Source organism: Pseudomonas sp. LD120 (assembly GCF_009861525.1).
Taxonomy (GTDB): domain Bacteria; phylum Pseudomonadota; class Gammaproteobacteria; order Pseudomonadales; family Pseudomonadaceae; genus Aquipseudomonas.
The window spans coordinates 384,901-406,739 of sequence record NZ_WVHL01000001.1; the positions used below are offsets into that span (position 1 = coordinate 384,901).

Genomic DNA, 21,839 nt, shown 5'->3' on the forward strand with positions numbered 1-21,839 from the left:
ATGACTGACGGGGGCCATTGAAACAGACCCGTCAAAAAAACACCCGTCAAAAACACTAATGGCAATATGCCCTGCCATAGGCAAAATCTAGTCCAGCAGATCCAGCTGCAAGTACTCGGCCACCGTCTCGGCGCTGGCCGGCTTGAGTCGCGGCACCCGACCCAGGCACGGAGCCGGTAGTCGCTCGGCCAGCGTCGCCAGGTTTTCCTCCAGACGAGAGGTCTTCGGGTCGATAATATTGGCCACCCAACCAGCCAGTTGCAGGCCGTCCTGCGCAATGGCCTCGGCCGTGAGCAATGCATGATTGATGCAGCCCAGGCGCACACCCACCACCAAAATGACCGGCAGCCCCAGCGCCATCGCCAAGTCCGACAGATTGTCCTGCCCCGCCAGCGGCACGCGCCAGCCGCCCGCCCCTTCGATCAAGGTGAAGTCCGCCCCCTTGGCCAAAAGATGGCGCATGGGCATCAACAGCGATTGCACCGTCAGGGCCACCCCGGCTTCCCGCGCGGCCAGATGGGGGGCGATGGCCGGCTCGAAGGCGAACGGATTGACCTCGGCATAGCTCAATGGCAACGACGACTGCGCCAACAATGCCAATGCATCGGCGTTGCGCAAGCCTTGCGCGCTGGGCTCACAACCGGAAGCCACCGGTTTGCCCGCGGCGGTACTCAAGCCGGCCAAACGCGCCGCCTGCAGCAACCCTGTAGCAACAGTGGTTTTACCCACATCGGTGTCGGTGCCGGTGATGAAATAAGCAGGACTCATAGCGGTTTCTCCAACACGGCATAGACCACCTGGTACGTCGCTGGCAGCCCTTTGACCTGACGAAACCCTTCATAGGCTTCGATCAGCCCGGCAATCCGCGCGCGCCCGGTCAGCCCTCCCGGACGACCGGGATTCAGATTATGCGCGCCCAGAGATTTCAGTTCATGGGTCAGGCTGCGCACGTCCGGGTAATGCAAGACATGGGGCCGTTGCTCCAGACTGCGCACCTGCAAACCGCTGGCCTCACATAACTGTCGATAGTGCTCAAACTCACGGAAGCGATTGACATGAACCTGTCCATCGACACGCCCCCAGCTTTCACGCAGCTCCTGCAAAGTGCCGACACACAGACTGGCAAACGCCAGCACTCCGCCCGGTTTAAGCACCCGCCGGGCTTCGCTGAGCACCGCGGCCAAATCGGCGCACCATTGCACCGCCAGGCTGGAGAAAATCAGCTCGCAACTGTCAGGTTGCAGCGGCAGGCGTTCAGCATCACCAGCCATGAAATACTCGGCGCCACCCAAAGGCCGCGCGTGCGTGAGCATGCCCTCGGCAATATCCAGGGCCAGCCCCTGGCTGCTGGAAAAACGCGCCCCCAACACTCGACTGAAATGCCCGGTGCCACAGCCCAGATCCAGCCAGCGAGCCGGCGTCCAGCCCTCGGGCAAACACTTGAGCAACTGTTGACCAACCGCGCGCTGCAACTCGGCGACACTGTCGTAGCTGGCGGCGGCGCGGGAGAACGAAGCAGCCACCTGGCGCTTGTCAGGCAAGCCCCCAGGCAGGACAGGAACAGACAGATCAGTCATCACCGGACTCATGCAAAAAAGCCTGAATCGCCCCGGCCACTCCGTGGGGGTCCTCCAGAAGAAAGCCGTGGCTGGCCTGTTCAATCACGCCAACCTCTACATCCGGTAGCAAGGCCAGCAACTCAGCCGCCGCTTCGGCGGGCACCAGGCCATCCAGCCCGGCAAACAAGTGCAGCTGCGGCCCGGCGAAACCTTGCAAGGCCTCGCGTGTGTCCATCTGCGCCAGCAGCTCCAAGCCCGCCATCAGCACCGTCGCCGACGTCGTCGGCGCGCCACGTTGCAGCAGCCGCGACAAGCCGCGCGAGTCGCCAGCGCCCTGGGCACAGAGCAGCGAGAAACGCTTGAGGGTGGCTCGCGGATCGGCGGCGCAACCGGCCAGGAAGCTGTCGAAGGTTTCTCCGGCCATGGCACTGGACCATTGCTCATGGGCCACAAAACTGGGATTGCTGGCCAAGGTCAGTAGGCCGCAGCAACGCTCACCACGCCGCGCCGCCAGCTCCGAGGCGAGCATCCCGCCCAAGGACCAGCCGCCCAACCAGGCGTTGTCTGGAAGGGCATCGTCGAGTTCATCCAGCCACACCCCCGGATCACTGGACGTGAGCGGCGGCAAAGGCTCGATCTGCACCCGTAGATGCTCGTCCAATCCCTGCAACGCCGCCGCCAGAGGCTCCAGCGGCGACACGCCCAAGCCCCAGCCCGGCAACAAAATCAATCGATCACGCATGGCTCGACTCCACTTGCAGTTCGCTGAAACAATCGGCCAGCGCGCTTAACAATAGCTGGACCTGGGCCTCACTGTGGGCGGCGGACAAGGTCACTCGCAGGCGGGCACTCCCCGCCGGCACAGTCGGCGGACGGATCGCCGTGACCATGATCCCGCGCGCGCGCAACCCCTGCGAAAGACGCACGGCCCTGGCGCTGTCGCCGACCATGATCGGCTGGATCGGCGTGAAGCTGTCCATCAGCTCCAGGCCGATCTGCTCGGCGCCTTGGCGGAATTGCCGGATCAAGGCCGCCAAGTGTTCACGCCGCCAGTGCTCGTGGCGCAGCAGCTCCAGGCTCTTGAGCGTGGCGCAGGCCAGGGCCGGCGGCTGGCTGGTGGTGTAGATGTATGGCCGGGCGAACTGGATCAGGCTTTCGATCAGGTCCTCGCTGCCGGCGACAAAAGCCCCGGCGGTACCGAACGCCTTGCCCAGCGTGCCCACCAGCACCGGCACGTCATCCAGACCCAGGCCAAAGTGTTCCACCAGCCCCGCCCCATTGGCCCCCAGCGGCCCGAAACCATGGGCGTCGTCCACCATCAACCAGGCGCCCCGGGCTTTGGTTTCCCGGGCCAGGGCCGGCAAGTCGGCAACGTCACCGTCCATGCTGAACACCCCATCGGTGACCACCAGGGTATTGCCGGTGGCCTTTTCCAGGCGCTTGACCAGGCTCACAGCATCGTTGTGCAGATAGCGATTGAAGCGCGCACCGCTGAGCAGCCCGGCATCCAGTAGGGAAGCGTGGTTGAGACGGTCCTCCAGCACCGTGTCGCCCTGTCCGACCAGGGCCGTGACCGCGCCGAGGTTGGCCATGTAGCCCGTGGTAAACAGCAAGGCGCGAGGACGCCCGGTGAATTCGGCCAGGGCTTGTTCCAATGCGTGATGAGGGGCGCTGTGACCGATCACCAGATGCGAGGCGCCGCCGCCCACGCCCCAGCGGCTGGCGCCGGCGCGCCAGGCTTCGATCACCTGCGGATGATTGGCCAGCCCCAGGTAGTCGTTGTTGCAGAAGGCCAGCAACGGTTGACCGTCCACCACCACTTGCGGCCCCTGCGGGCTTTCAAGCAGCGGGCGCTGGCGATACAGGTGTTCGGCGCGACGAGCGGCGAGGCGCGCGGCGAGATCAAAAGACATGCAGGCCTCGATGATCAGAAAGTGATCTGTAGCCGCTACCGGAGGCCGTGATGGCTGCGCGGGACCTCGACGTGTGCAAGATCCTCATGCCCCCTCCGGGCGATCGCAGCCCGCGCTAGCGGCTACAGGGGTCAGACGGCGGCGTTGTAGAACTGCTCGCTGCTTTTTTGCTCAACCAGGGCCTGCTCGATCGCCGCCTGGTGTACTTCGTCGGCGTGCTCTTCACGGGCTTCGGGCTGGATGCCCAGGCGGGCAAACAGTTGCATGTCCTTGTCGGCCTGGGGGTTGGCGGTAGTCAGCAGTTTATCGCCATAGAAAATCGAGTTGGCGCCGGCGAAGAACGCCAGGGCCTGCATCTGCTCGTTCATCGCTTCGCGACCGGCGGACAGGCGCACATGGGATTTGGGCATGAGGATCCGTGCCACGGCGAGCATACGGATGAAGTCGAACGGGTCCACGTCCTCAGCGTTTTCCAGCGGCGTGCCAGCCACCTTTACCAACATGTTGATCGGCACCGATTCCGGGTGCTCCGGCAGGTTGGCCAACTGGATCAGCAAACCGGCACGGTCATCCAGGGATTCGCCCATGCCAAGAATGCCGCCAGAACAGATCTTCATCCCCGCGTCGCGCACATAGGCCAGGGTCTGCAGGCGCTCGCTGTAGGTGCGGGTGGTGATGATGCTGCCGTAGAACTCCGGCGAGGTGTCGAGGTTGTGGTTGTAGTAGTCCAGGCCCGCGGTGGCCAGGGCCTCGGTCTGCTCCTGATCAAGACGCCCCAGGGTCATGCAGGTTTCCAGGCCCATGGCTTTCACGCCTTTGACCATTTCCAACACATAAGGCATGTCCTTGGCCGACGGGTGCTTCCAGGCGGCGCCCATGCAAAAACGTGTGGAACCGATCGCCTTGGCCCGGGCGGCCTCCTCCAGCACCTTTTGAACTTCAAGGAGTTTTTCCTTTTCCAGGCCAGTGTTGTAGTGGCCGGACTGCGGACAATATTTGCAATCTTCCGGGCAGGCACCGGTCTTGATCGACAGCAGCGTGGAAACCTGGACCCGATTGGCATCGAAATGCGCGCGGTGCACCGTCTGCGCCTGGAACAGCAAATCGTTGAAGGGCTGAACGAACAGGGCTTTGACTTCAGCCAAAGTCCAATCATGACGCAGGTTGACGGTGGTGCTGGCGCTCATGGGCGATTCCTTGATTATGCTTGGCAAGCGGCGCTGAACAGGGAAAGCCCACAGCCGCGACACGGATGTTCGGCATATTTAAGGAAGCGCCATGCACTGTCAACCCGAATACAAAGGCCAGGTTTACATCTGGTTAAATAATAACCAAAACTGTTTGCTTTGTGATGAGCCCAGCGAAACAGCCCTGGCCCTGTGTGCCCCCTGCCTGGACGAACTGCCCTGGCTCGGCACCCAATGCGGCGTCTGCGCCTTGCCCTTGCCTGCCGCCGGACAGGTCTGTGGCCAGTGCCAACAACACCCTCCGGCGTTTCATCGGGTGGTCGCCCCCTGGTGCTACGAGTTTCCGCTGGACAGCCTGATCAGTCGTTTCAAACACCATGAACAATGGCCCTTTGGCCGATTGATGGCCGAACTTACCGGCCAATTCCTGCAATTTCGCTTCGATGAGGGGCTAGACCGGCCGGACGGCCTGCTGCCCGTACCACTGTCACATCAACGCCTGCGCCAACGCGGCTTCAACCAGGCCGTCATGCTTGCCCGGTGGCTGGGGGAACACCTGCAATTGCAGGTGGAACCTCACTGGCTCCAGCGCATTCAAGACACTCCCGCGCAACAAGGTCTGGACGCCAAGGCGCGTCAGCGCAACCTGCGCCAGGCCTTTGCCCTCGCCGCCGATGCTCCCGTCGCAGGCCGGCATCTGGCCCTAGTGGACGATGTCTTGACCACTGGCGCCACCGCCCAGGCCCTGGCGCGCCTGTTACTCGATGCTGGGGCGCGTCAGGTTGATGTCTATTGCCTGGCCAGAACCGCAAAAGCGGACACCCCAGGCTGACTTGACTCTCATCGCTCAAGCGGCAAACTCCCCTCCATCTCCGGTGTTCAAAGCGTCCCAGCCATGTCCCTGCCCACTCTGCTGACCCAGCACATCGCCCGCCGTCCACAACGCATTGCCCTGTTGCAGCACATTGCCGAACAGGGCTCCATCACCCGTGCCGCGAAAAGCGCCGGCCTGAGCTACAAGGCGGCCTGGGACGCCATCGACGAGCTGAACAACCTGGCGCAAAACCCGCTGGTGGAGCGCAGCGTCGGCGGCAAGGGCGGTGGTGGCGCCAAACTGTCCGCCGAGGGCGAACGCGTATTGCGCCTCTATCAACGCCTGCAAACGCTGCAAGCCCAAGTGCTGGAAGCTGCGGAAGACACCAGCGACCTCGATCTGCTAGGGCGCCTGATGCTGCGCACCAGTGCCCGTAACCAACTGCATGGCAAGGTCCAGAGGATCGACGCCCACGGCTGTAACGACCTGATCAGCCTGGCGCTGGCCGAAGGCCTGATCATCAAGGCGCAGATCACCCACGACAGCACCCAGCGCCTGGATCTGCGGCCTGGTACTGAAGTGGTGGCCTTGATCAAGGCCGGCTGGTTGGAATTGCACGCCGCCGACACCCCGGTAACAACTGGATACAATTGCCTGAACGGGGTGATCGAACAGATTCTCGACGCCGAACAGGGCCCCTGCGAAGTCAGAATCACCCTGCCCAACGGCCAGACCTTATGTGCCTTGGCCGAGCCCCTACAGCTCAAGGCGCTTGAGCTGACAGACGGCAAACCGCTCCAGGTGCAGTTCTCTCCGTCTCTCGTCCTGCTTGGCACCCCGCTCTGATCACGGCCGGACGACTTCTGGCTGCAACCTGTTCGTCATAAGCGCTCATTAAGGTGGCTGCAAAAATCCGCGGGGAGCCTGATATGAGCCTGTTAGAAGAAGATCAACCCACCGACCTGGAACAGATCGTCGGCCTCAGCCGTCGGGGTTTCATCGGTGCCGGCGCCCTGTGTGGCGCGGCGCTGTTTCTCGGTGGCAGCCTGCTGAGCCGCAGCGCTCTGGCCACCGGTATCAGTGCGGGCCATAGCCAATTGCTGGGCTTTAGCGCAATTGCCGCCGCCACCAGCGACACCATCACCCTGCCACCGGGCTACAAGTCCTCGGTGCTGATCAGTTGGGGCCAGGCGCTGGCCAAGAACGGGCCGGCCTTCGACCCCAGCGGCAACGGCAGCGCCCAGGCCCAGGAAGTGCAGTTCGGCGATAACAACGACGGCATGAGCCTGTTCGCCTTCCCGGACGACCAGCAGCGGGCGCTGATGGCAATCAACAACGAATACACCAACTACCGTTACCTCTATCCCCACGGTGGCCAGCCGCAATCGGCCGAAGAGGTGCGCAAAGCTCAAGCCAGCGAGGGTGTGTCGGTGATCGAGGTGCAACACCAGAACGGCCAATGGCAGTTTGTCCAGGGGTCGCGCTACAACCGGCGCATTCACGGCAATACGCCAATCCGCCTGAGCGGCCCCGCCGCCGGCCACGCCCTGCTGCAAACCGCCGCCGACCCCAAGGGTAAGGACGTCCTCGGCACCTTCCAGAATTGCGCCAACGGCAAGACGCCTTGGGGCACCTACCTGACCTGCGAAGAAAACTTCACCGACTGTTTTGGCAGCAGCGATGCCGCACAGACCTTCGATGCCACGCAAAAACGCTACGGCGCCGTGGTGGCCAGCAAGGAAATCGACTGGCACCTTCACGACCCGCGCTTTGAGCTGGCGAAGAACCCCAATGAATTCAACCGCCATGGCTGGGTGGTGGAAATCGACCCGTTCGACCCGCAGTCGACGCCGGTCAAGCGCACCGCGCTGGGCCGCTTCAAGCATGAAAACGCCGCCCTGGCCGAAACCCGTGACGGCCGCGCCGTGGTCTACATGGGCGACGATGAACGCGGTGAGTTCATCTACAAATTCATCAGTCGCGACACGATCGACCACCGCAACCCAAAGGCCAACCGCGACTTGCTGGATCACGGCACCTTGTATGTGGCGCGTTTCGACGCCGGCGACGGCAACCCGGACCGACCCAAGGGCCAGGGCCAGTGGATCGAGCTGAGCCATGGCAAGCATGGCATCGACGCCAGCAGTGGTTTCGCCGATCAGGCCCAGGTGCTGATCCAGGCGCGACTGGCCGCCAGCGTGGTCCAGGCCACGCGCATGGACCGTCCGGAATGGATTGTCGTCAGCCCCAAGGACGGCCAGGTCTATTGCACCCTCACCAACAACGCCAAACGCGGTGACGACGGCCAGCCGGTGGGCGGCCCCAACCCGCGGGAGAAGAACGTCTACGGGCAGATCCTGCGCTGGCGCAGCGCTGGCGACGATCATGGCGCCATGAGTTTCTCCTGGGACCTGTTCGTGGTGGCTGGCAACCCCGGCGTGCATGGCGGCCAGCCCAAGGGCGGCTCGTCCAACATCACCCCGCAGAACATGTTCAACAGCCCAGACGGCCTGGGTTTCGACGAGGCCGGACGCCTGTGGATCCTGACGGATGGCGACGTCAGCAACGCCGGAGACTTCGCCGGCATGGGCAACAACCAGATGCTGTGTGCCGATCCGGGCACTGGCGAAATCCGCCGCTTCATGGTCGGACCGGTGGGCTGCGAAGTCACCGGCATCGCCTTCGCCCCGGACCACAAGACCCTGTTCGTGGGCATCCAGCACCCGGGCGAACATGGCGGCTCAACCTTCCCCGAGCACCGGCCCAATGGCAAACCGCGCTCCTCGGTGATGGCCATCACCCGGGAAGATGGCGGCATCATCGGCGCCTGACCCTCCCCCGCCACGCCGGCCCCTGCACCCGTAGAGCCGGCTTGCCGGCGGACCCGCTGCCCTGTAAAAACCGCTGGCAAACCCTCCCCCGCTGGCCCGCCGTCTGCGCTACCATGCGTGGCCGGACGCGGCAGCCTGCTGCGCGCAGGAGTAAGCATGTCGCACCCGTTTGAAACACTGACCCCCGACCTGGTTCTCGACGCCGTTGAAAGCATCGGCTTTCTCAGCGACGCTCGAGTTCTGGCACTCAACAGCTACGAAAACCGCGTCTATCAAGTGGGCATCGACGAAGGCGAACCGCTGATTGCCAAGTTCTACCGACCGCAACGCTGGACCAACGACGCGATCCTGGAAGAACACCGGTTCACCTTCGAACTCGCCGAATGCGAGGTGCCGGTGGTGGCCCCGATCATCCACGACGGTGCCAGCCTGTTCGAACACGCAGGCTTTCGCTTCGCCCTGTTTCCCCGACGCGGTGGCCGCGCCCCGGAGCCAGGCAACCTGGATCAACTCTATCGCCTCGGGCAATTGCTCGGTCGCCTGCATGCCGTGGGCGCTACCCGCCCCTTCGAGCACCGCGAAGCCCTGGGGGTGAAGAACTTCGGCCACGACTCCCTGGCGACCCTGCTGCAAGGCAATTTCGTGCCCAAGAGCCTGCTGCCGGCCTATGAGTCCGTGGCCCGAGACCTGCTCAAACGAGTGGAAGAGGTCTACCAGGCCACGCCGCACCAGAACATCCGCATGCACGGCGACTGCCACCCCGGCAACATGATGTGCCGTGACGAGACGTTCCATATCGTCGACCTGGATGACTGCCGCATGGGCCCTGCGGTGCAGGACCTGTGGATGATGCTGGCCGGCGACCGCCAGGAATGCCTGAGCCAGTTATCGGAGCTGATGGACGGTTACAGCGAATTTCATGATTTCGACCCGCGGGAACTGGCCCTGATCGAGCCACTGCGCGCCCTGCGCCTGATGCACTACAGCGCCTGGCTCGCGCGGCGCTGGGACGATCCGGCGTTTCCCCGCAGCTTCCCTTGGTTTGGCAGCGAGCGCTACTGGGGCGACCAGGTACTGGCGCTGCGCGAGCAGTTGGCAGCCCTCAACGAAGAACCTCTCAAACTGTTCTGAATCCGTCCTGCAGGTACCGACTGACCGACGAAGAGGCCAGGCACTGGCCTTCGCCGGCAACCCCGTTGCTACCGGAGTCCGCCTCGATATGGCAGCAGCTTGCAGGAGCGGGCTTGCCAGCCAAGCGGCCCTTACCTTCGCCTTCGCCCACCAGCACCCCCTCACAGAAACGGGCGACGTAAAAGTCAGGACAGGTCTAGACAATTCTCCTTACAATCGCGCTTTTGTTAGTTGCCTAAGCAAGGACTCTGCATGCAAGCCGCCAACCCGCGCCGCGGTTACATCCTGGGCCTGACCGCCTACATCATCTGGGGTCTGTTTCCGATCTACTTCAAAGCCATCGCCAGCGTGCCCGCTGTGGAAATCATCATCCACCGGGTGCTCTGGTCAGCGCTGTTCGGCGCCCTGCTGCTGATGGTGTGGAAGCATCCCGGCTGGTGGCGCGAGCTGCGCGACAACCCCAAGCGCCTGGCCATCCTGGCCCTGAGCGGCACACTGATTGCGGCCAACTGGCTGACCTATGTCTGGGCGGTGAACAACGGACGCATGCTCGAAGCCAGCCTGGGCTACTACATCAATCCCTTGATCAACGTATTGCTGGGCATGCTGCTGCTTGGCGAACGCCTGCGGCGGCTGCAATGGCTGGCGGTGATCCTCGCAGCGGTGGGGGTGGCTCAGCAAGTGTGGCAAGTGGGCAGCCTGCCCTGGGTCTCGCTGATCCTGGCACTGAGCTTCGGTTTCTACGGCCTGATCCGTAAGCAGGCTCCAGTCAAAGCCCTGCCCGGCCTGGTGGTGGAAACCTGGATGCTGGTACCGATCGCTTTGGCCTGGCTGCTCCTGCACCCGGATGCCAGCAGTGCCCATGCGGCCTTCTGGACCAGTTCCGAAGCCTGGTGGCTGGTGGCCGCCGGCCCCGTCACACTGGTTCCCCTGGTGTGTTTCAACGCCGCCGCCCGTGATCTGCCTTACACCACCCTGGGCTTCCTGCAGTACCTGGCGCCAACCCTGGTACTGCTCCAAGCCGTGCTGCTGTTTGGCGAACACCTGTCCTCCAGCACCCTGCTGGCGTTCATGTTCATCTGGGCCGGCCTGGCGGTGTACAGCGTCGATGCCTGGATCAGCCTGCGCGGTCGTCGCTGATCAATAAACGTGCAACGCCCTGCAGGCCAGGCCATTCGTGGCCTGCAGCGGTTCTTCCCAAGGTTATCCACAACCTGATCCCCGCCATTTGTGCACAAGCCCTTGAAACTGCTGGTTTTTTGATCAGAGCGCGCTAAGCCGCGGCTGTACTGGGCTGGCGACGGGTCTCTACAGGTTATCCACAGGCGCATGCACGGATTACTGGGATAACCTGCGGGACGGGGTTCAGACCTCGCTGCGCAGCACCAACTCCACCATCAGATCGTCGGCCAGGGTTTCCAGGCGCGACTGCAAGACCTCCAGGGACAAAGTCAGGGGCACCGCCAGAATCGCCTCGGCATGAAACAACGGCTCACTGCTCATGGGCGCTGGGCGCACCTCGGTCACCAGCCGTTCAAGGTTGACCCCCTGCTCCGCCAACAAGCGCGTGATATCCCTGACGATTCCCGGACGATCATTGCCCACCAGCTCCATGGCGATGGGTTTCCAGGTGCAGGACTGCTCAATGCCGCTTTCGGCGATCAATACCCGAATGCCCTGGGCCGACAGACCGTGTAAAGCATCCACCAGCTCATCGTAGGACTCGGCCGCAACCCCGACCCGCAAGATGCCGGCGAACTGCCCGGCCATCCGCGACAGACGGCTTTCCAGCCAGTTGCCGCCATGCTCGGCGATGCACTGGGCAATGCGCTCGACCTGTCCGGCCTTGTCCGGGGCGAAAACCGTGAGAACGAGATGGTCCATGGCGCAGCCCTCTTTGCTTGATGAAAGAGCAATTATAGGCAGCCTCATCCCCCGCGCCTTCCAGCCCATATCGCAGCAGCTTGTGTAGGCGCTGGCTTGCCAGCGAAAGTGCCCGCAAGGCCCATTCGCCGGCAATCCGGCTACGAGGGCGCGCAGGGCAAAATATAAATCGTGTACAACTTTTTGTATTTATATGGAACAATCCACCAGCTTTTTGGAAACACTGCGTTCCCCAGCGTGACCGCACTGCATTCTTAAGTCGCGGAACGACGTATTTAGTCTAATTTTCACAAGCGCAATTGATCATGTAGTATGCCGCAGCGCGCACTACATAACGTTGGAGCGATGTCAGCCAAGGCCTGATCACAACCCCCGCAACAGCCCATCAGCAAGGTTCTGCCGTTGATTGGAAGCACCCAGCCGCCAGCAATGGCATGTACTGGTGAACAGGGTTGTGCTTTAAATGGCCGCCGGCTTCATTGTTAATTTGAAGAGCTGAAAAGCGAAATAGCTGAGCAGAGTGAGGCAAGCAATGACTGAACACGTTCAAGTCGGTGGCCTGCAGGTCGCCAGAGTCCTGTTCGACTTCGTGAACAACGAAGCCATTCCCGGTACCGGCCTCACCGCCGACGCGTTCTGGGCTGGTGCCGACAAGGTCATCCACGACCTGGCGCCGAAGAACAAAGCCCTACTCGCCAAACGCGATGATTTCCAGGCGCGGATCGATACCTGGCACCAGTCCCATGCTGGCCAGGCCCACGATGCCGTGGCCTACAAAGCCTTCCTGCAAGACATCGGCTACCTGCTGCCAGAGGCCGCGGACTTCCAAGCCAGCACCCAAAACGTCGACGAAGAAATCGCCCACATGGCCGGCCCGCAGTTGGTGGTGCCGGTGATGAACGCCCGCTTCGCCCTCAACGCGTCCAACGCCCGCTGGGGCTCGCTGTACGACGCGCTGTACGGCACTGACGCCATCAGTGAGGCCGATGGCGCGGAAAAAGGCCAAGGCTACAACAAGGTTCGCGGTGACAAGGTCATCGCCTTCGCCCGCGCCTTCCTCGACGAGTCCGCGCCGCTGACCGCCGGTTCCCACGTGGACGCTGTCAGCTACAAGATCGTTGGCGGCAAGCTGGTCGTCGGCCTCAAGGGCGGCAGCAACAGCGGCCTGCGCGACGACGCGCAACTGATCGGCTATCAGGGCGATGCCGCAGCCCCTGGCGCGATTCTGCTCAAGCACAACGGCCTGCACTTCGAGATTCAGATCGACGCCGCAAGCCCGGTCGGCCAGACCGACGCCGCCGGGGTCAAGGACCTGCTGATGGAAGCGGCCCTGACCACCATCATGGACTGCGAAGACTCGGTTGCCGCGGTTGATGCCGACGACAAGGTGGTGATCTACCGCAACTGGCTCGGTTTGATGAAGGGCGACCTGGCGGAAGAAGTGGCCAAGGGCGGCAAGTCCTTCACCCGCACCATGAATGCCGACCGTGAATACACCGGTGTCAACGGCGAGCCGGTGAAGCTGCATGGTCGTTCGCTGCTGTTCGTGCGTAACGTCGGTCACCTGATGACCATCGACGCGATCCTCGACAAGAACGGCAACGAAGTGCCGGAAGGCATCCTCGACGGCCTGGTCACCAGCCTCGCGGCGATCCACAACCTCAACGGCAACACCTCGCGCAAGAACAGCCGCACCGGCTCGGTGTACATCGTCAAGCCGAAGATGCACGGCCCTGAAGAAGCCGCGTTCACCAACGAACTGTTCGGCCGCATCGAAGAGGTGCTGAGCCTGCCGCGTAACACCCTGAAAGTCGGGATCATGGACGAGGAGCGCCGTACCACGGTCAACCTCAAGGCCTGCATCAAGGCCGCCAGTGATCGCGTGGTGTTCATCAACACCGGCTTCCTCGACCGCACCGGCGACGAAATCCACACCTCCATGGAAGCCGGCGCCATGGTGCGCAAGGCCGACATGAAGGCCGAAAAATGGATTGGCGCCTACGAGAACTGGAACGTCGACATCGGCCTGGCCACCGGCCTGCAAGGTCGCGCGCAGATCGGCAAGGGCATGTGGGCCATGCCGGACCTGATGGCCGCCATGCTCGAACAGAAGATCGCCCACCCGCTGGCCGGTGCCAACACCGCCTGGGTACCGTCGCCGACCGCCGCCGCCCTGCACGTGCTGCACTACCACAAGGTCGACGTGTTCGCCCGCCAGGCCGAACTGGCCAAGCGCACCCGTGCTTCGGTGGACGACATCCTGACCATCCCGCTGGCGGCCAACCCGAACTGGACGCCGGAGCAGATCAAGAACGAATTGGACAACAACGCCCAGGGCATTCTCGGTTACGTGGTGCGCTGGATCGACCAGGGCGTGGGCTGCTCGAAAGTGCCGGACATCAATGACGTCGGCCTGATGGAAGACCGCGCCACCCTGCGCATCTCCAGCCAGCACATCGCCAACTGGCTGCGCCACGGCGTGGTGACCCAGGAACAGGTGCTGGAAAGCCTCAAGCGCATGGCCCCCGTGGTTGACCGGCAGAACGCCAGCGACCCGCTGTACCGTCCGCTGGCGCCAGACTTCGACAGCAACATCGCCTTCCAGGCGGCACTGGAGCTGGTAATCGAAGGCGCCCAGCAGCCAAACGGCTACACCGAGCCGGTATTGCACCGTCGTCGTCGCGAGTTCAAGGCCAAGAACGGTCTGTAAGACTTCGCACGCCGCAAAAACGCAAAAGCCCCAGTCGCAAGACTGGGGCTTTTTCATGCCGATCGGAAAAAACGGACGCTACAGGACCAAGCCCAGTTCGTGCTTGACCAGGCACAGTAGCTTGTCGGTGTCGATGGGTTTGAGCAGGAAGTCCACCACGCTCAGGTGCATGGCGGCGATGGCGTCACGCACATCGGCGTCACCAGAGATGATGATGATCGGCAACGCCGCCCGCTCCGACTCACGCACCCGGCGAATCAGGTCCAGGCCACCGCACGGGGCCATGCGCAGATCGGTAACCAGCAAGCCGATGGACTTGTTCGACTCGAGCATCTGAAGTGCGGCCTTGCCACTGGCAGCGGTCAGGCAATGGATACCGTCCAGGCCAAGAATCTCCGCCAGTAACTCTCGCGCTTCCCGATCATCATCAACGATCAACACCCGCTGAGCCGGCAGGTCGGGTTCCAGCATGACCGCACTCAGCGCCTCGCGCTCGGCGTCGCTCAAAATATCGTGATCGGACATACGTTTCTCTACACATGAACGGACCAATCCCCTAGCAAAGTGGTCAGACATCGCTAAGCAGATCTTCAATGTGCACTTCGTCGGAAAATTTGCCAAGCACCTTGAATAAGCCTTTTTTGCATTACTCGCTGCGCCCTTAAAGCCCACTGCCTCGCGACCTAGACTTACGTCCAATGGGCACTGGCTACCTGGAGGCCGACCATTGCCGTGATACGACCACAATAAATCCAAAAAGACTGCGGTAATCGTTATGAGTAAAGCGGACGCCTTCACCCAGGCCGGGAAGACCGCGGTGTTGCAAAACATTCAAGGGACCATCCAGTTCCTGCAGCGATTCCCGCCCTTCAATCAGATGGAAAACACCCACCTGGCCTACCTGGTGGAACAATGCCAACTGCGCTTCTACGGCCCGGGCGACAGCATCATCAAGCCGGCCGACGGCCCGGTCGAACACTTCTACATCGTCAAGCAGGGCCGCGTGGTCGGCGAGCGTACCCACGCCGCCAAGGGCAGCACCGAAACCACCTTCGAGATCACCACCGGCGAGTGCTTTCCCCTGGCCGCCCTGCTCGGAGAACGGGCGACCCGCACCGAACATCGAGCTGCCGAAGACACCTTCTGCCTGCAACTGAACAAAAGCGCCTTCATCAAACTCTTCGCCTTGTCCGACGAATTCCGCGATTTCGCCTTGCGCGGAGTCAGCAGCCTGCTGGATCAGGTCAATCAGCAGGTCAAGCAAAAGGCCGTGGAAACCCTCGGCACCCAATACTCGCTGAACACCCGCCTGGGCGAGCTGGCCATGCGTCATCCGGTCGCCTGCTCCCCACAGATGCCGCTGCGTGAGGCCGTGGCGCTGATGCACGAGCAACAGGTAGGCAGCATCGTGGTGGTGAACGAGCACAAGGCGCCCTTGGGGATTTTCACCCTGAGGGACCTGCGCCAGGTAGTCGCAGACCGCACCCAGGACCTCAACCAGCCCATCGAACAGCACATGACCCAGGCCCCTTTCTTCCTCAGCCCGGACCACAGTGCCTTCGACGCCGCCATCGCCATGACCGAGCGCCATATCGCCCACGTATGCCTGGTGAAAGACCAGCGCCTGTGCGGCGTGGTCTCCGAGCGCGACCTGTTTTCCCTGCAACGGGTCGATCTGGTGCACCTGGCCCGGACCATCCGCAATGCTCCCAGGGTGGAACACCTGGTGGCGCTGCGGGGCGAGATCGGCCAACTGGTGGAACGCATGCTGGCCCACGGCGCCTCGTCGACCCAGATCACCCACATCATCACCCTGCTCAACGACCACACCGTATGCCGGGTGATCGAGTTGACCCTGGCGGACAAGGGCGACCCCGGCGTGCCCTTCAGTTGGCTGTGCTTCGGCAGCGAAGGCCGGCGCGAACAGACCCTGCACACCGACCAGGACAACGGCATCCTGTTCGAAGCCCGGGACGCGGCCCACGCCGCAGAGATCCGCGGCCAGCTGCTACCCATCGCCCAGCAGATCAACCAAAGCCTGGCGCTGTGCGGCTTTACCCTGTGCAAGGGCAACATCATGGCCGGCAACCCCGAGCTGTGCTTGTCCCGCGCCGAATGGGCCCGACGCTTTGCCGCCTTCATCCGCGAGGCAACGCCGGAAAACCTCCTGGCTTCGAGCATCTATTTCGACCTGCGGGTGGTCTGGGGCGATGAGCAAGGCGCCGAACAACTGCGCCGGGCCATCCTCGACCAAGTGGGCGACAACCGTCTGTTCCAGCGCATGATGGCGGAAAACGCCTTGCGCCAACGCCCGCCGGTGGGGCGCTTTCGCGAGTTCGTGCTGGCCCGCAAGAACGGCGAAAAGGCCACCCTCGACCTCAAGGTCCAGGGCCTCACGCCCTTCGTCGATGGCGCCCGGCTGCTGGCCCTGGCCAACGGCATCGGCGCCATCAACACCCTGGAGCGCCTGCGCCAACTGGTGTCCAAGCAAGTCATCGACCCCCTGGACGGTGCCGCCTATGAAGAGGCCTACCACTTCATCCAGCAGACCCGCATGCAGCAACACCAACGCCAGACCCGGGAAAACCAGCCCTATTCCAATCGCGTCGACCCCGACAGCCTCAATCACCTGGACCGGCGCATCCTGCGCGAGTCCCTGCGCCAGGCCCAGCGCCTGCAAAGCAGTCTGGCCCTACGCTATCAGTTATGAGTTATCAGTCATGAGTCTGTTTGCCTGGTTCCGTCCCGCCGTCAGCGCCCTGAGCACCGAGCAACAACAACGCCGCGACCGCCTACCCAGCTTCACCCAATGGGGTGAGTGCAGCCTGCGGGAACAACGCTGGGTGGTAGTGGACGTGGAAACCACCGGCCTCAATCTCAACCGCGACCAGGTACTGTCGATCGGCGCAGTGGTGATCGAGGACGGCGCCATCGACTTCAGCCAGCAATTCGAACGCACCCTGCAACGCGAAGGCCACAAGCTCAGCCCCAGCGTGCTGATCCATGGCCTGGGGCCCAGCGCCATCGCCGCCGGCTGCGATCCGGTGGAGGCCCTGCTGGCGTTCATGGAGTTCGTCGGTGACAGCCCGCTCCTGGCCTTTCATGCCCCCTTTGACCAGCACATGCTCGGCCGGGCATTGAAGGACAGCCTGGGCTACCGTCTGCAACAGCGCTTCCTCGACGTCGCCGACATGGCGCCCTTGCTGTGCCCTCAGGCTCATCTTCGTGAAGCCGGGCTCGATGACTGGATCCAGTGGTTCAATCTGCATGTGGTGGAACGCCACCACGCCGCGGCCGACGCCCTGGCCACTGCGGAGCTGGCGCTGATCCTGTTCAATCGCGCACGCCAACAGCAGATCGACAGCCCATTGGACCTGCAACAGCGCCTGAGCCAGTGGAAGCGCCGCCAGCAGGCGCCCTCGTTCTAGTCCTCGACCCTCCGCCCCGGGCAGCGCCGTCCCCCTGAGCCCAGGCTTTGCCCGGCCTATCGCATCGGCGCAGTTGGAGTTCATGACCTGCCCCTGCGGGCGCAGGCCCCCGGCGGCATTCATCAGTGCCCAGCGCCTGCCAGCAGGCCACCGACCAGCGCCAATTGCGCGGCGGTTTCGCCTCTGCCACAATCGCGAATAATTCTCGTTATTTTAAACTTCTGATGGGTGCTCCCCCTTGTCGTCAGTCCAAAGCCCTCGCAATGAGCTGGTTGGCGCGTTGTATCGCGACCACCGCCGTTGGTTGTTGGGCTGGTTGCGGCGCAACGTGGCCTGCGCGCAACGGGCCGAGGACTTGAGCCAAGACACTTTCGTTCGGCTGCTGGGCCGCGACGGGCTCAAAGCGCCCCGGGAGCCACGGGCCTTTCTGCTGGCCATTGCCAAGGGCCTGCTGTTCGATCATTTCCGCCGCGCAGCCCTGGAACAGGCCTACCTCAACGAACTGATGCTGATCCCCGAAAGCGAGCACCCCTCGCCGGAGGAGCAGCAGATGATCCTCGAAGACCTCAAGGCCATCGACCGCCTGCTGGGCAAACTCTCCAGCAAGGCACGCATGGCCTTCCTCTATAACCGCCTCGACGGCCTGAGCCACGCCGAGATCGCCGCACGACTCGGGGTTTCGGTGCCGCGGGTGCGCCAGTACCTTGCCCAGGGCATTCGCCAGTGCTACATCGCCCTGTATGGGGAACCGCTATGACCCCCATCAGTTCCAAACCGGTCTCGGCCCAGGTGCTGGACGCGGCCATCGCCTGGCAACTGGCCCTGGATGGCGGCGCCAGCGCACTGGAGCGCGAAGAGTTCGCCAAATGGCACGCCGCCCATGAAGAACACGCCCGGGCCTGGCGCCAGCTGAGCATGCTCGACCAGCGCTTCAGCGTCGCCTCGGGGCCTGCGCGCAACGCCTTGCTGCAATCGCGCGAAGGCCTGCGCCGGCAGGTGCGCAAATTGGGACGTGGGTTCGCCAGTGTGGCACTGGTGGTCGGGCTGGCGCTGTTTGCCGGGGAGCGTTACCTGCCAGTGGATTACTGGCTGGCCGAGCAACGTACCGCCACCGGTGAGCAGCGCACCCTGCGCCTGAGCGACGGCACGCGGATCAACCTCAACACCCACAGTGCGCTGGATGTGCGCTTCGATGAACAGCAGCGGCGAATCGTGCTTCAGGCAGGTGAGATCCTCATCGAGACTGGGCACAACGACGGCCGCCCCTTCATCGTCGAAACCCGCGACGGCAGGATGCGCGCCCTGGGCACGCGGTTCCTGGTCCAGCGTGAAGACCGGGGCACGCGCCTCGGGGTGCTGCAATCGGCGGTGGCGGCACGACCGCAAGCCGCTCAGGACGAGCACGTGTTCAAGCAGGGCCAGCAAGTGCTGATGCACCGCGATGGCCTGAACCCGTTGCCCCCCCTGAATCCGGGGGCCGACGCCTGGAGCCGGGGCATGCTGGTGGTGGACAACGCGCGCCTGGGTGACCTGATCAAGGAGCTGGGACGTTACCGTCGCGGCTACCTGGGCGTCGCCCCGGAAGTGGCCGACCTGCGCATTACCGGCAGCTTTCCGCTGCAGGACACTGACCTGGCGCTCAATGCCCTGTTGCCCACCCTGCCGGTGACGATCGAGCGGCACACCGACTGGTGGGTGACCGTGGCGGCCAAGGCCGACGCCAAGCGCTGAGGTCGGTTTCGCGGCCTTCGCCAGCCAGCCGGCTCCTGCACCGTCTCGGCAGGGGCTGGCTGGCCGGCGAGTCACCCCACCAATTTGAATCTAAATTATTTTCAATCCGCCCTATCACTTTTCCAATCTCGTGCGGCACCTAGGCAATTGCGAAAGTTTTACATTCAGGAGCCGCCCTATGTCCCGCTCGCTAGACACCCTGTTACGCCCCAGCCTGCTGGCTGTCGCCATCGCCCTCTGCGCCCCGCTGGCCAGCCAAGGACTGATGGCCGCCGAGCAAGCGTCCAGCGTGCGCGCCTACGACCTGCCGGCCGCGCCCCTGGCCAGCACCCTGAACCAGATTGCCAGTCAGGCTGGCCTGGCCCTGAGCCTGAATCCGTCTCTGGCGGCAGGCAAGACCTCGGCTCCAGTCAATGGCCAGTTCGACGCCCCGAGCGCCTTGCGCGAAGCCCTGCGCGGTACCGGTCTGTACTTGCAACGCAGCGGCGCCGGCAGCTACAGCCTGGTGGCGATCACCGACGATGTGGTGACCCTGGCGCAAACCAACATCACCGGCCAACAGGCTGGCGAAAGTGCCTGGGGCCCGGTCGACGGCTACCTCGCCACACGCACCGCCGCCGGCACCAAGACCGACACCGCGCTGGTTGAAGCGCCGCGCTCGATTTCCGTCGCCACCCGCCAACAGATGGAAGACCGCAACGTCCAGAACCTAGACGATGCCGTGCGTTACATGCCCGGGATTGTTTCTGCCAGCTACGGCAGCGACACCCGCTACGACTGGATGCGGGTCCGGGGCTTCGAGCCCACCCAGTTCCTCGACGGCCTGCCCCTGCCCCGCGGCGTGTATGCCAACCCGAAAGCCGAAACCTGGAACCTCGACCGCCTGGCCCTGCTGCGCGGCCCGGCGTCCTCGGTGTATGGCCAGACCCCGCCGGGTGGCCTGCTGGACATGGTCAGCCGCCGCCCCAGCGCAGACACCAGCCATGCCGTGCAGATCCAGTACGGCAGCGACAACTACCGCCAGATCAACTTCGCCAGCACCGGCAAGATCGACGATCAAGGCCAGTTCCTCTACGGGCTCAGCGGCGTGGTGCGCGATGCCGACACCCAGGTCGACCACATCGACAACAAGCGCTACAACATCGCCCCCAGCCTGACCTGGAACATCGATCGCGACACCAGCCTGACCCTGCTGACCCAGTTCACCCGCGACGATACCGGCGCCACCAGCCAGTTCATGCCGATCCAGGGCACCAAGATCAAGTCGCCACTGGGTGAGGTTTCCCATCACAAGAACCTGGGCGACCCGGACTACGAATTCTACGACCGTACTTACTACGCCCTGGGCTACGCCTTCGAGCACCGCTTCAACGACATCTGGCAGTTCCGCCAAAACCTGCGCTACACCAAGTCGGAGCTGTCCTTCCAGCAGTTGACCGTGGGCTCTTACGCCTACGCCCCGGCTGACGCGGCGGGCAACATCAGCCGTACCTCGACCAACGTCAACGAGGACATCGGCCAGTTCGCGGTCGACAACAACGTCCAGGCCAACTTCACCACCGGCGACATCGAGCACACCGTGCTCATTGGCCTGGATCACCAGCGCACCAGCACTTCATACCTGTCGATCTATGGCGACGGGGGCAAAACCAATATCTTCAACCCGGTCTACGGCCAGCCAATCGTCCGCCCGGCGCGCGCCGGCGCCTATTACGACTACGACCAGACAACCATCCAGACTGGCCTCTACGTCCAGGACCAGATGGCCCTGGACCAATGGCGCCTGACCCTGGGTGGCCGTGAGGACTGGGTGCACCAGGGCACCACCTACCTCAACAAGAATGACGTGACCAACACCGATCGCAGCAAGAACTTCAGTGGCAATGCGGCGCTGAGCTATGTCTTCGACTCGGGCGTCGTGCCTTACCTGTCCTACGCCGAGTCGTTCCAGCCCGCCAGCAACGCCAGCGTCTCGCCGACCGAATCGTACAAGCCCACGCAGGGCCAGCAGTGGGAACTGGGCATCAAGTATCAGCCGCCGGGGTCGAACACGCTGCTGAGCGCGGCGATCTATGACCTGACACAGAAAAATGTCCTGGTGACCAGCATCGGAGCAGGAGGCGAGTCGATCACCAACCAGACCGGCGAAGTGAAGGTCAAAGGCCTGGAATTGGAAGCGGTATCCGACGTGACCGACAACCTCAAGGTCATCGCGGCGTACACCCTGGCCAAGTCCGAGGTGCAAAAAGGCATTTACAAAGGCAACCGCCTGCAACTGATGCCCAACCAACAAGCCTCCCTGTGGACCGACTACACCTGGCACACCGGCATGCTCGACGGCTTCGGCGTGGGGGCCGGCGCCCGCTACACCGGCAATACCTATGGCGACCAGGGCAATACCTGGCTGGGCAAGGCCAACGCCTACACAGTGTTCGATGCCGCCGTGCACTACGACCTGGGCCGCCTGGACAACAGCCTCAAGGGTGCGTCGCTGAAACTCAACGCCAGCAACCTGTTCGACAAGGACTACCTGTCCACCTGTGACGCTTCCTACTGCTACTTCGGCGATCAGCGCAGCGTGGTCGCCAGCGCCACCTATCAATGGTAATCGGTTGAGTTAACCACCCGGCCGTCCGGCAAGGACGGCCGGA

The 21,839-nt window shown here is 63.3% G+C and carries 18 protein-coding genes; 11 read left to right on the plus strand and 7 right to left on the minus strand.

Features of this window, described 5'->3' with window-relative positions; genetic code table 11:
* Window positions 1-87 precede the first annotated feature (87 nt).
* The 5 genes from bioD to bioB all read right to left on the minus strand — a co-directional run bounded on the left by bioD (window position 88) and on the right by bioB (window position 4,659).
* The gene (gene bioD / locus PLD_RS01885; RefSeq protein ID WP_159889273.1) at window positions 88-768 is read right to left on the minus strand and encodes a dethiobiotin synthase; all 681 of its coding nucleotides are present in this window, start codon (window positions 766-768) and stop codon (window positions 88-90) included.
* Complete coding sequence (gene bioC, locus PLD_RS01890; RefSeq protein ID WP_159889275.1) at window positions 765-1,577, minus strand: malonyl-ACP O-methyltransferase BioC; 813 nt, start codon at window positions 1,575-1,577, stop codon at window positions 765-767. The genes bioD and bioC overlap by 4 nt, the downstream gene beginning before the upstream one ends.
* On the minus strand, window positions 1,570-2,301 hold the full coding sequence (locus PLD_RS01895) for an alpha/beta fold hydrolase (RefSeq protein WP_159889277.1): 732 nt from the start codon (window positions 2,299-2,301) through the stop codon (window positions 1,570-1,572). The genes bioC and PLD_RS01895 overlap by 8 nt, the downstream gene beginning before the upstream one ends.
* Window positions 2,294-3,472: an 8-amino-7-oxononanoate synthase gene (bioF, locus tag PLD_RS01900; protein WP_159889279.1), complete on the minus strand. Its 1,179-nt coding sequence runs from the start codon at window positions 3,470-3,472 to the stop codon at window positions 2,294-2,296. Before bioF ends, PLD_RS01895 begins: the two co-directional genes overlap by 8 nt.
* Window positions 3,473-3,603: 131 nt before the next feature.
* Window positions 3,604-4,659, minus strand: coding sequence for a biotin synthase BioB (bioB, locus tag PLD_RS01905; protein WP_159889281.1), 1,056 nt, complete (start codon window positions 4,657-4,659; stop codon window positions 3,604-3,606).
* Between the two features lie 91 nt (window positions 4,660-4,750).
* Between bioB and PLD_RS01910 the strand changes: the two genes are divergently transcribed.
* The 5 genes from PLD_RS01910 to rarD all read left to right on the plus strand — a co-directional run bounded on the left by PLD_RS01910 (window position 4,751) and on the right by rarD (window position 10,575).
* Window positions 4,751-5,491: a ComF family protein gene (locus tag PLD_RS01910; protein ID WP_159889283.1), complete on the plus strand. Its 741-nt coding sequence runs from the start codon at window positions 4,751-4,753 to the stop codon at window positions 5,489-5,491.
* Between the two features lie 63 nt (window positions 5,492-5,554).
* The gene (locus tag PLD_RS01915; RefSeq protein WP_159889285.1) at window positions 5,555-6,319 is read left to right on the plus strand and encodes a TOBE domain-containing protein; all 765 of its coding nucleotides are present in this window, start codon (window positions 5,555-5,557) and stop codon (window positions 6,317-6,319) included.
* A gap of 83 nt (window positions 6,320-6,402) precedes the next feature.
* The gene (locus PLD_RS01920; protein WP_159889287.1) at window positions 6,403-8,304 is read left to right on the plus strand and encodes a PhoX family phosphatase; all 1,902 of its coding nucleotides are present in this window, start codon (window positions 6,403-6,405) and stop codon (window positions 8,302-8,304) included.
* Window positions 8,305-8,460: 156 nt separating this feature from the next.
* A complete protein-coding gene (locus PLD_RS01925) occupies window positions 8,461-9,435 on the plus strand; it encodes a serine/threonine protein kinase (RefSeq protein ID WP_159889289.1) in 975 nt (324 codons plus the stop codon).
* A gap of 252 nt (window positions 9,436-9,687) precedes the next feature.
* On the plus strand, window positions 9,688-10,575 hold the full coding sequence (rarD, locus tag PLD_RS01930; protein WP_159889291.1) for an EamA family transporter RarD: 888 nt from the start codon (window positions 9,688-9,690) through the stop codon (window positions 10,573-10,575).
* 225 nt (window positions 10,576-10,800) lie between these two features.
* Here rarD and PLD_RS01935 read toward each other — a convergent pair whose 3' ends face one another.
* Entirely contained in the window at window positions 10,801-11,319 is a 519-nt protein-coding gene (locus PLD_RS01935; protein ID WP_159889293.1) for a glycine cleavage system protein R, read from the minus strand.
* A 532-nt stretch (window positions 11,320-11,851) separates the two neighbouring features.
* Between PLD_RS01935 and PLD_RS01940 the strand changes: the two genes are divergently transcribed.
* Window positions 11,852-14,029 carry a malate synthase G gene (locus tag PLD_RS01940; RefSeq protein ID WP_159889295.1) on the plus strand — a complete coding sequence of 726 codons (2,178 nt, stop codon included), beginning with the start codon at window positions 11,852-11,854 and terminating at the stop codon, window positions 14,027-14,029.
* Between the two features lie 78 nt (window positions 14,030-14,107).
* On the opposite strand, the gene PLD_RS01945 is transcribed toward PLD_RS01940, so the two are convergent.
* The gene (locus PLD_RS01945; RefSeq protein ID WP_159889297.1) at window positions 14,108-14,554 is read right to left on the minus strand and encodes a response regulator; all 447 of its coding nucleotides are present in this window, start codon (window positions 14,552-14,554) and stop codon (window positions 14,108-14,110) included.
* A gap of 250 nt (window positions 14,555-14,804) precedes the next feature.
* Here PLD_RS01945 and PLD_RS01950 point away from each other — a divergent pair, with 250 nt between their 5' ends.
* The 5 genes from PLD_RS01950 (at window position 14,805) to PLD_RS01970 (ending at window position 21,796) form a co-directional block, all read left to right on the plus strand.
* Window positions 14,805-16,739 (plus strand): putative nucleotidyltransferase substrate binding domain-containing protein, encoded by a 1,935-nt coding sequence (locus PLD_RS01950; RefSeq protein ID WP_306110119.1) that lies wholly within the window; start codon window positions 14,805-14,807, stop codon window positions 16,737-16,739.
* Between the two features lie 10 nt (window positions 16,740-16,749).
* Entirely contained in the window at window positions 16,750-17,457 is a 708-nt protein-coding gene (locus PLD_RS01955) for a PolC-type DNA polymerase III (RefSeq protein ID WP_159889299.1), read from the plus strand.
* Window positions 17,458-17,695: 238 nt separating this feature from the next.
* Window positions 17,696-18,214, plus strand: coding sequence for an RNA polymerase sigma factor (locus PLD_RS01960; protein ID WP_159889301.1), 519 nt, complete (start codon window positions 17,696-17,698; stop codon window positions 18,212-18,214).
* Window positions 18,211-19,188, plus strand: coding sequence for a FecR domain-containing protein (locus PLD_RS01965; RefSeq protein ID WP_159889303.1), 978 nt, complete (start codon window positions 18,211-18,213; stop codon window positions 19,186-19,188). The genes PLD_RS01960 and PLD_RS01965 overlap by 4 nt, the downstream gene beginning before the upstream one ends.
* Before the next feature lie 178 nt (window positions 19,189-19,366).
* Window positions 19,367-21,796 (plus strand): TonB-dependent siderophore receptor, encoded by a 2,430-nt coding sequence (locus PLD_RS01970; protein ID WP_159889305.1) that lies wholly within the window; start codon window positions 19,367-19,369, stop codon window positions 21,794-21,796.
* The last annotated feature ends 43 nt before the right edge of the window (window positions 21,797-21,839 follow it).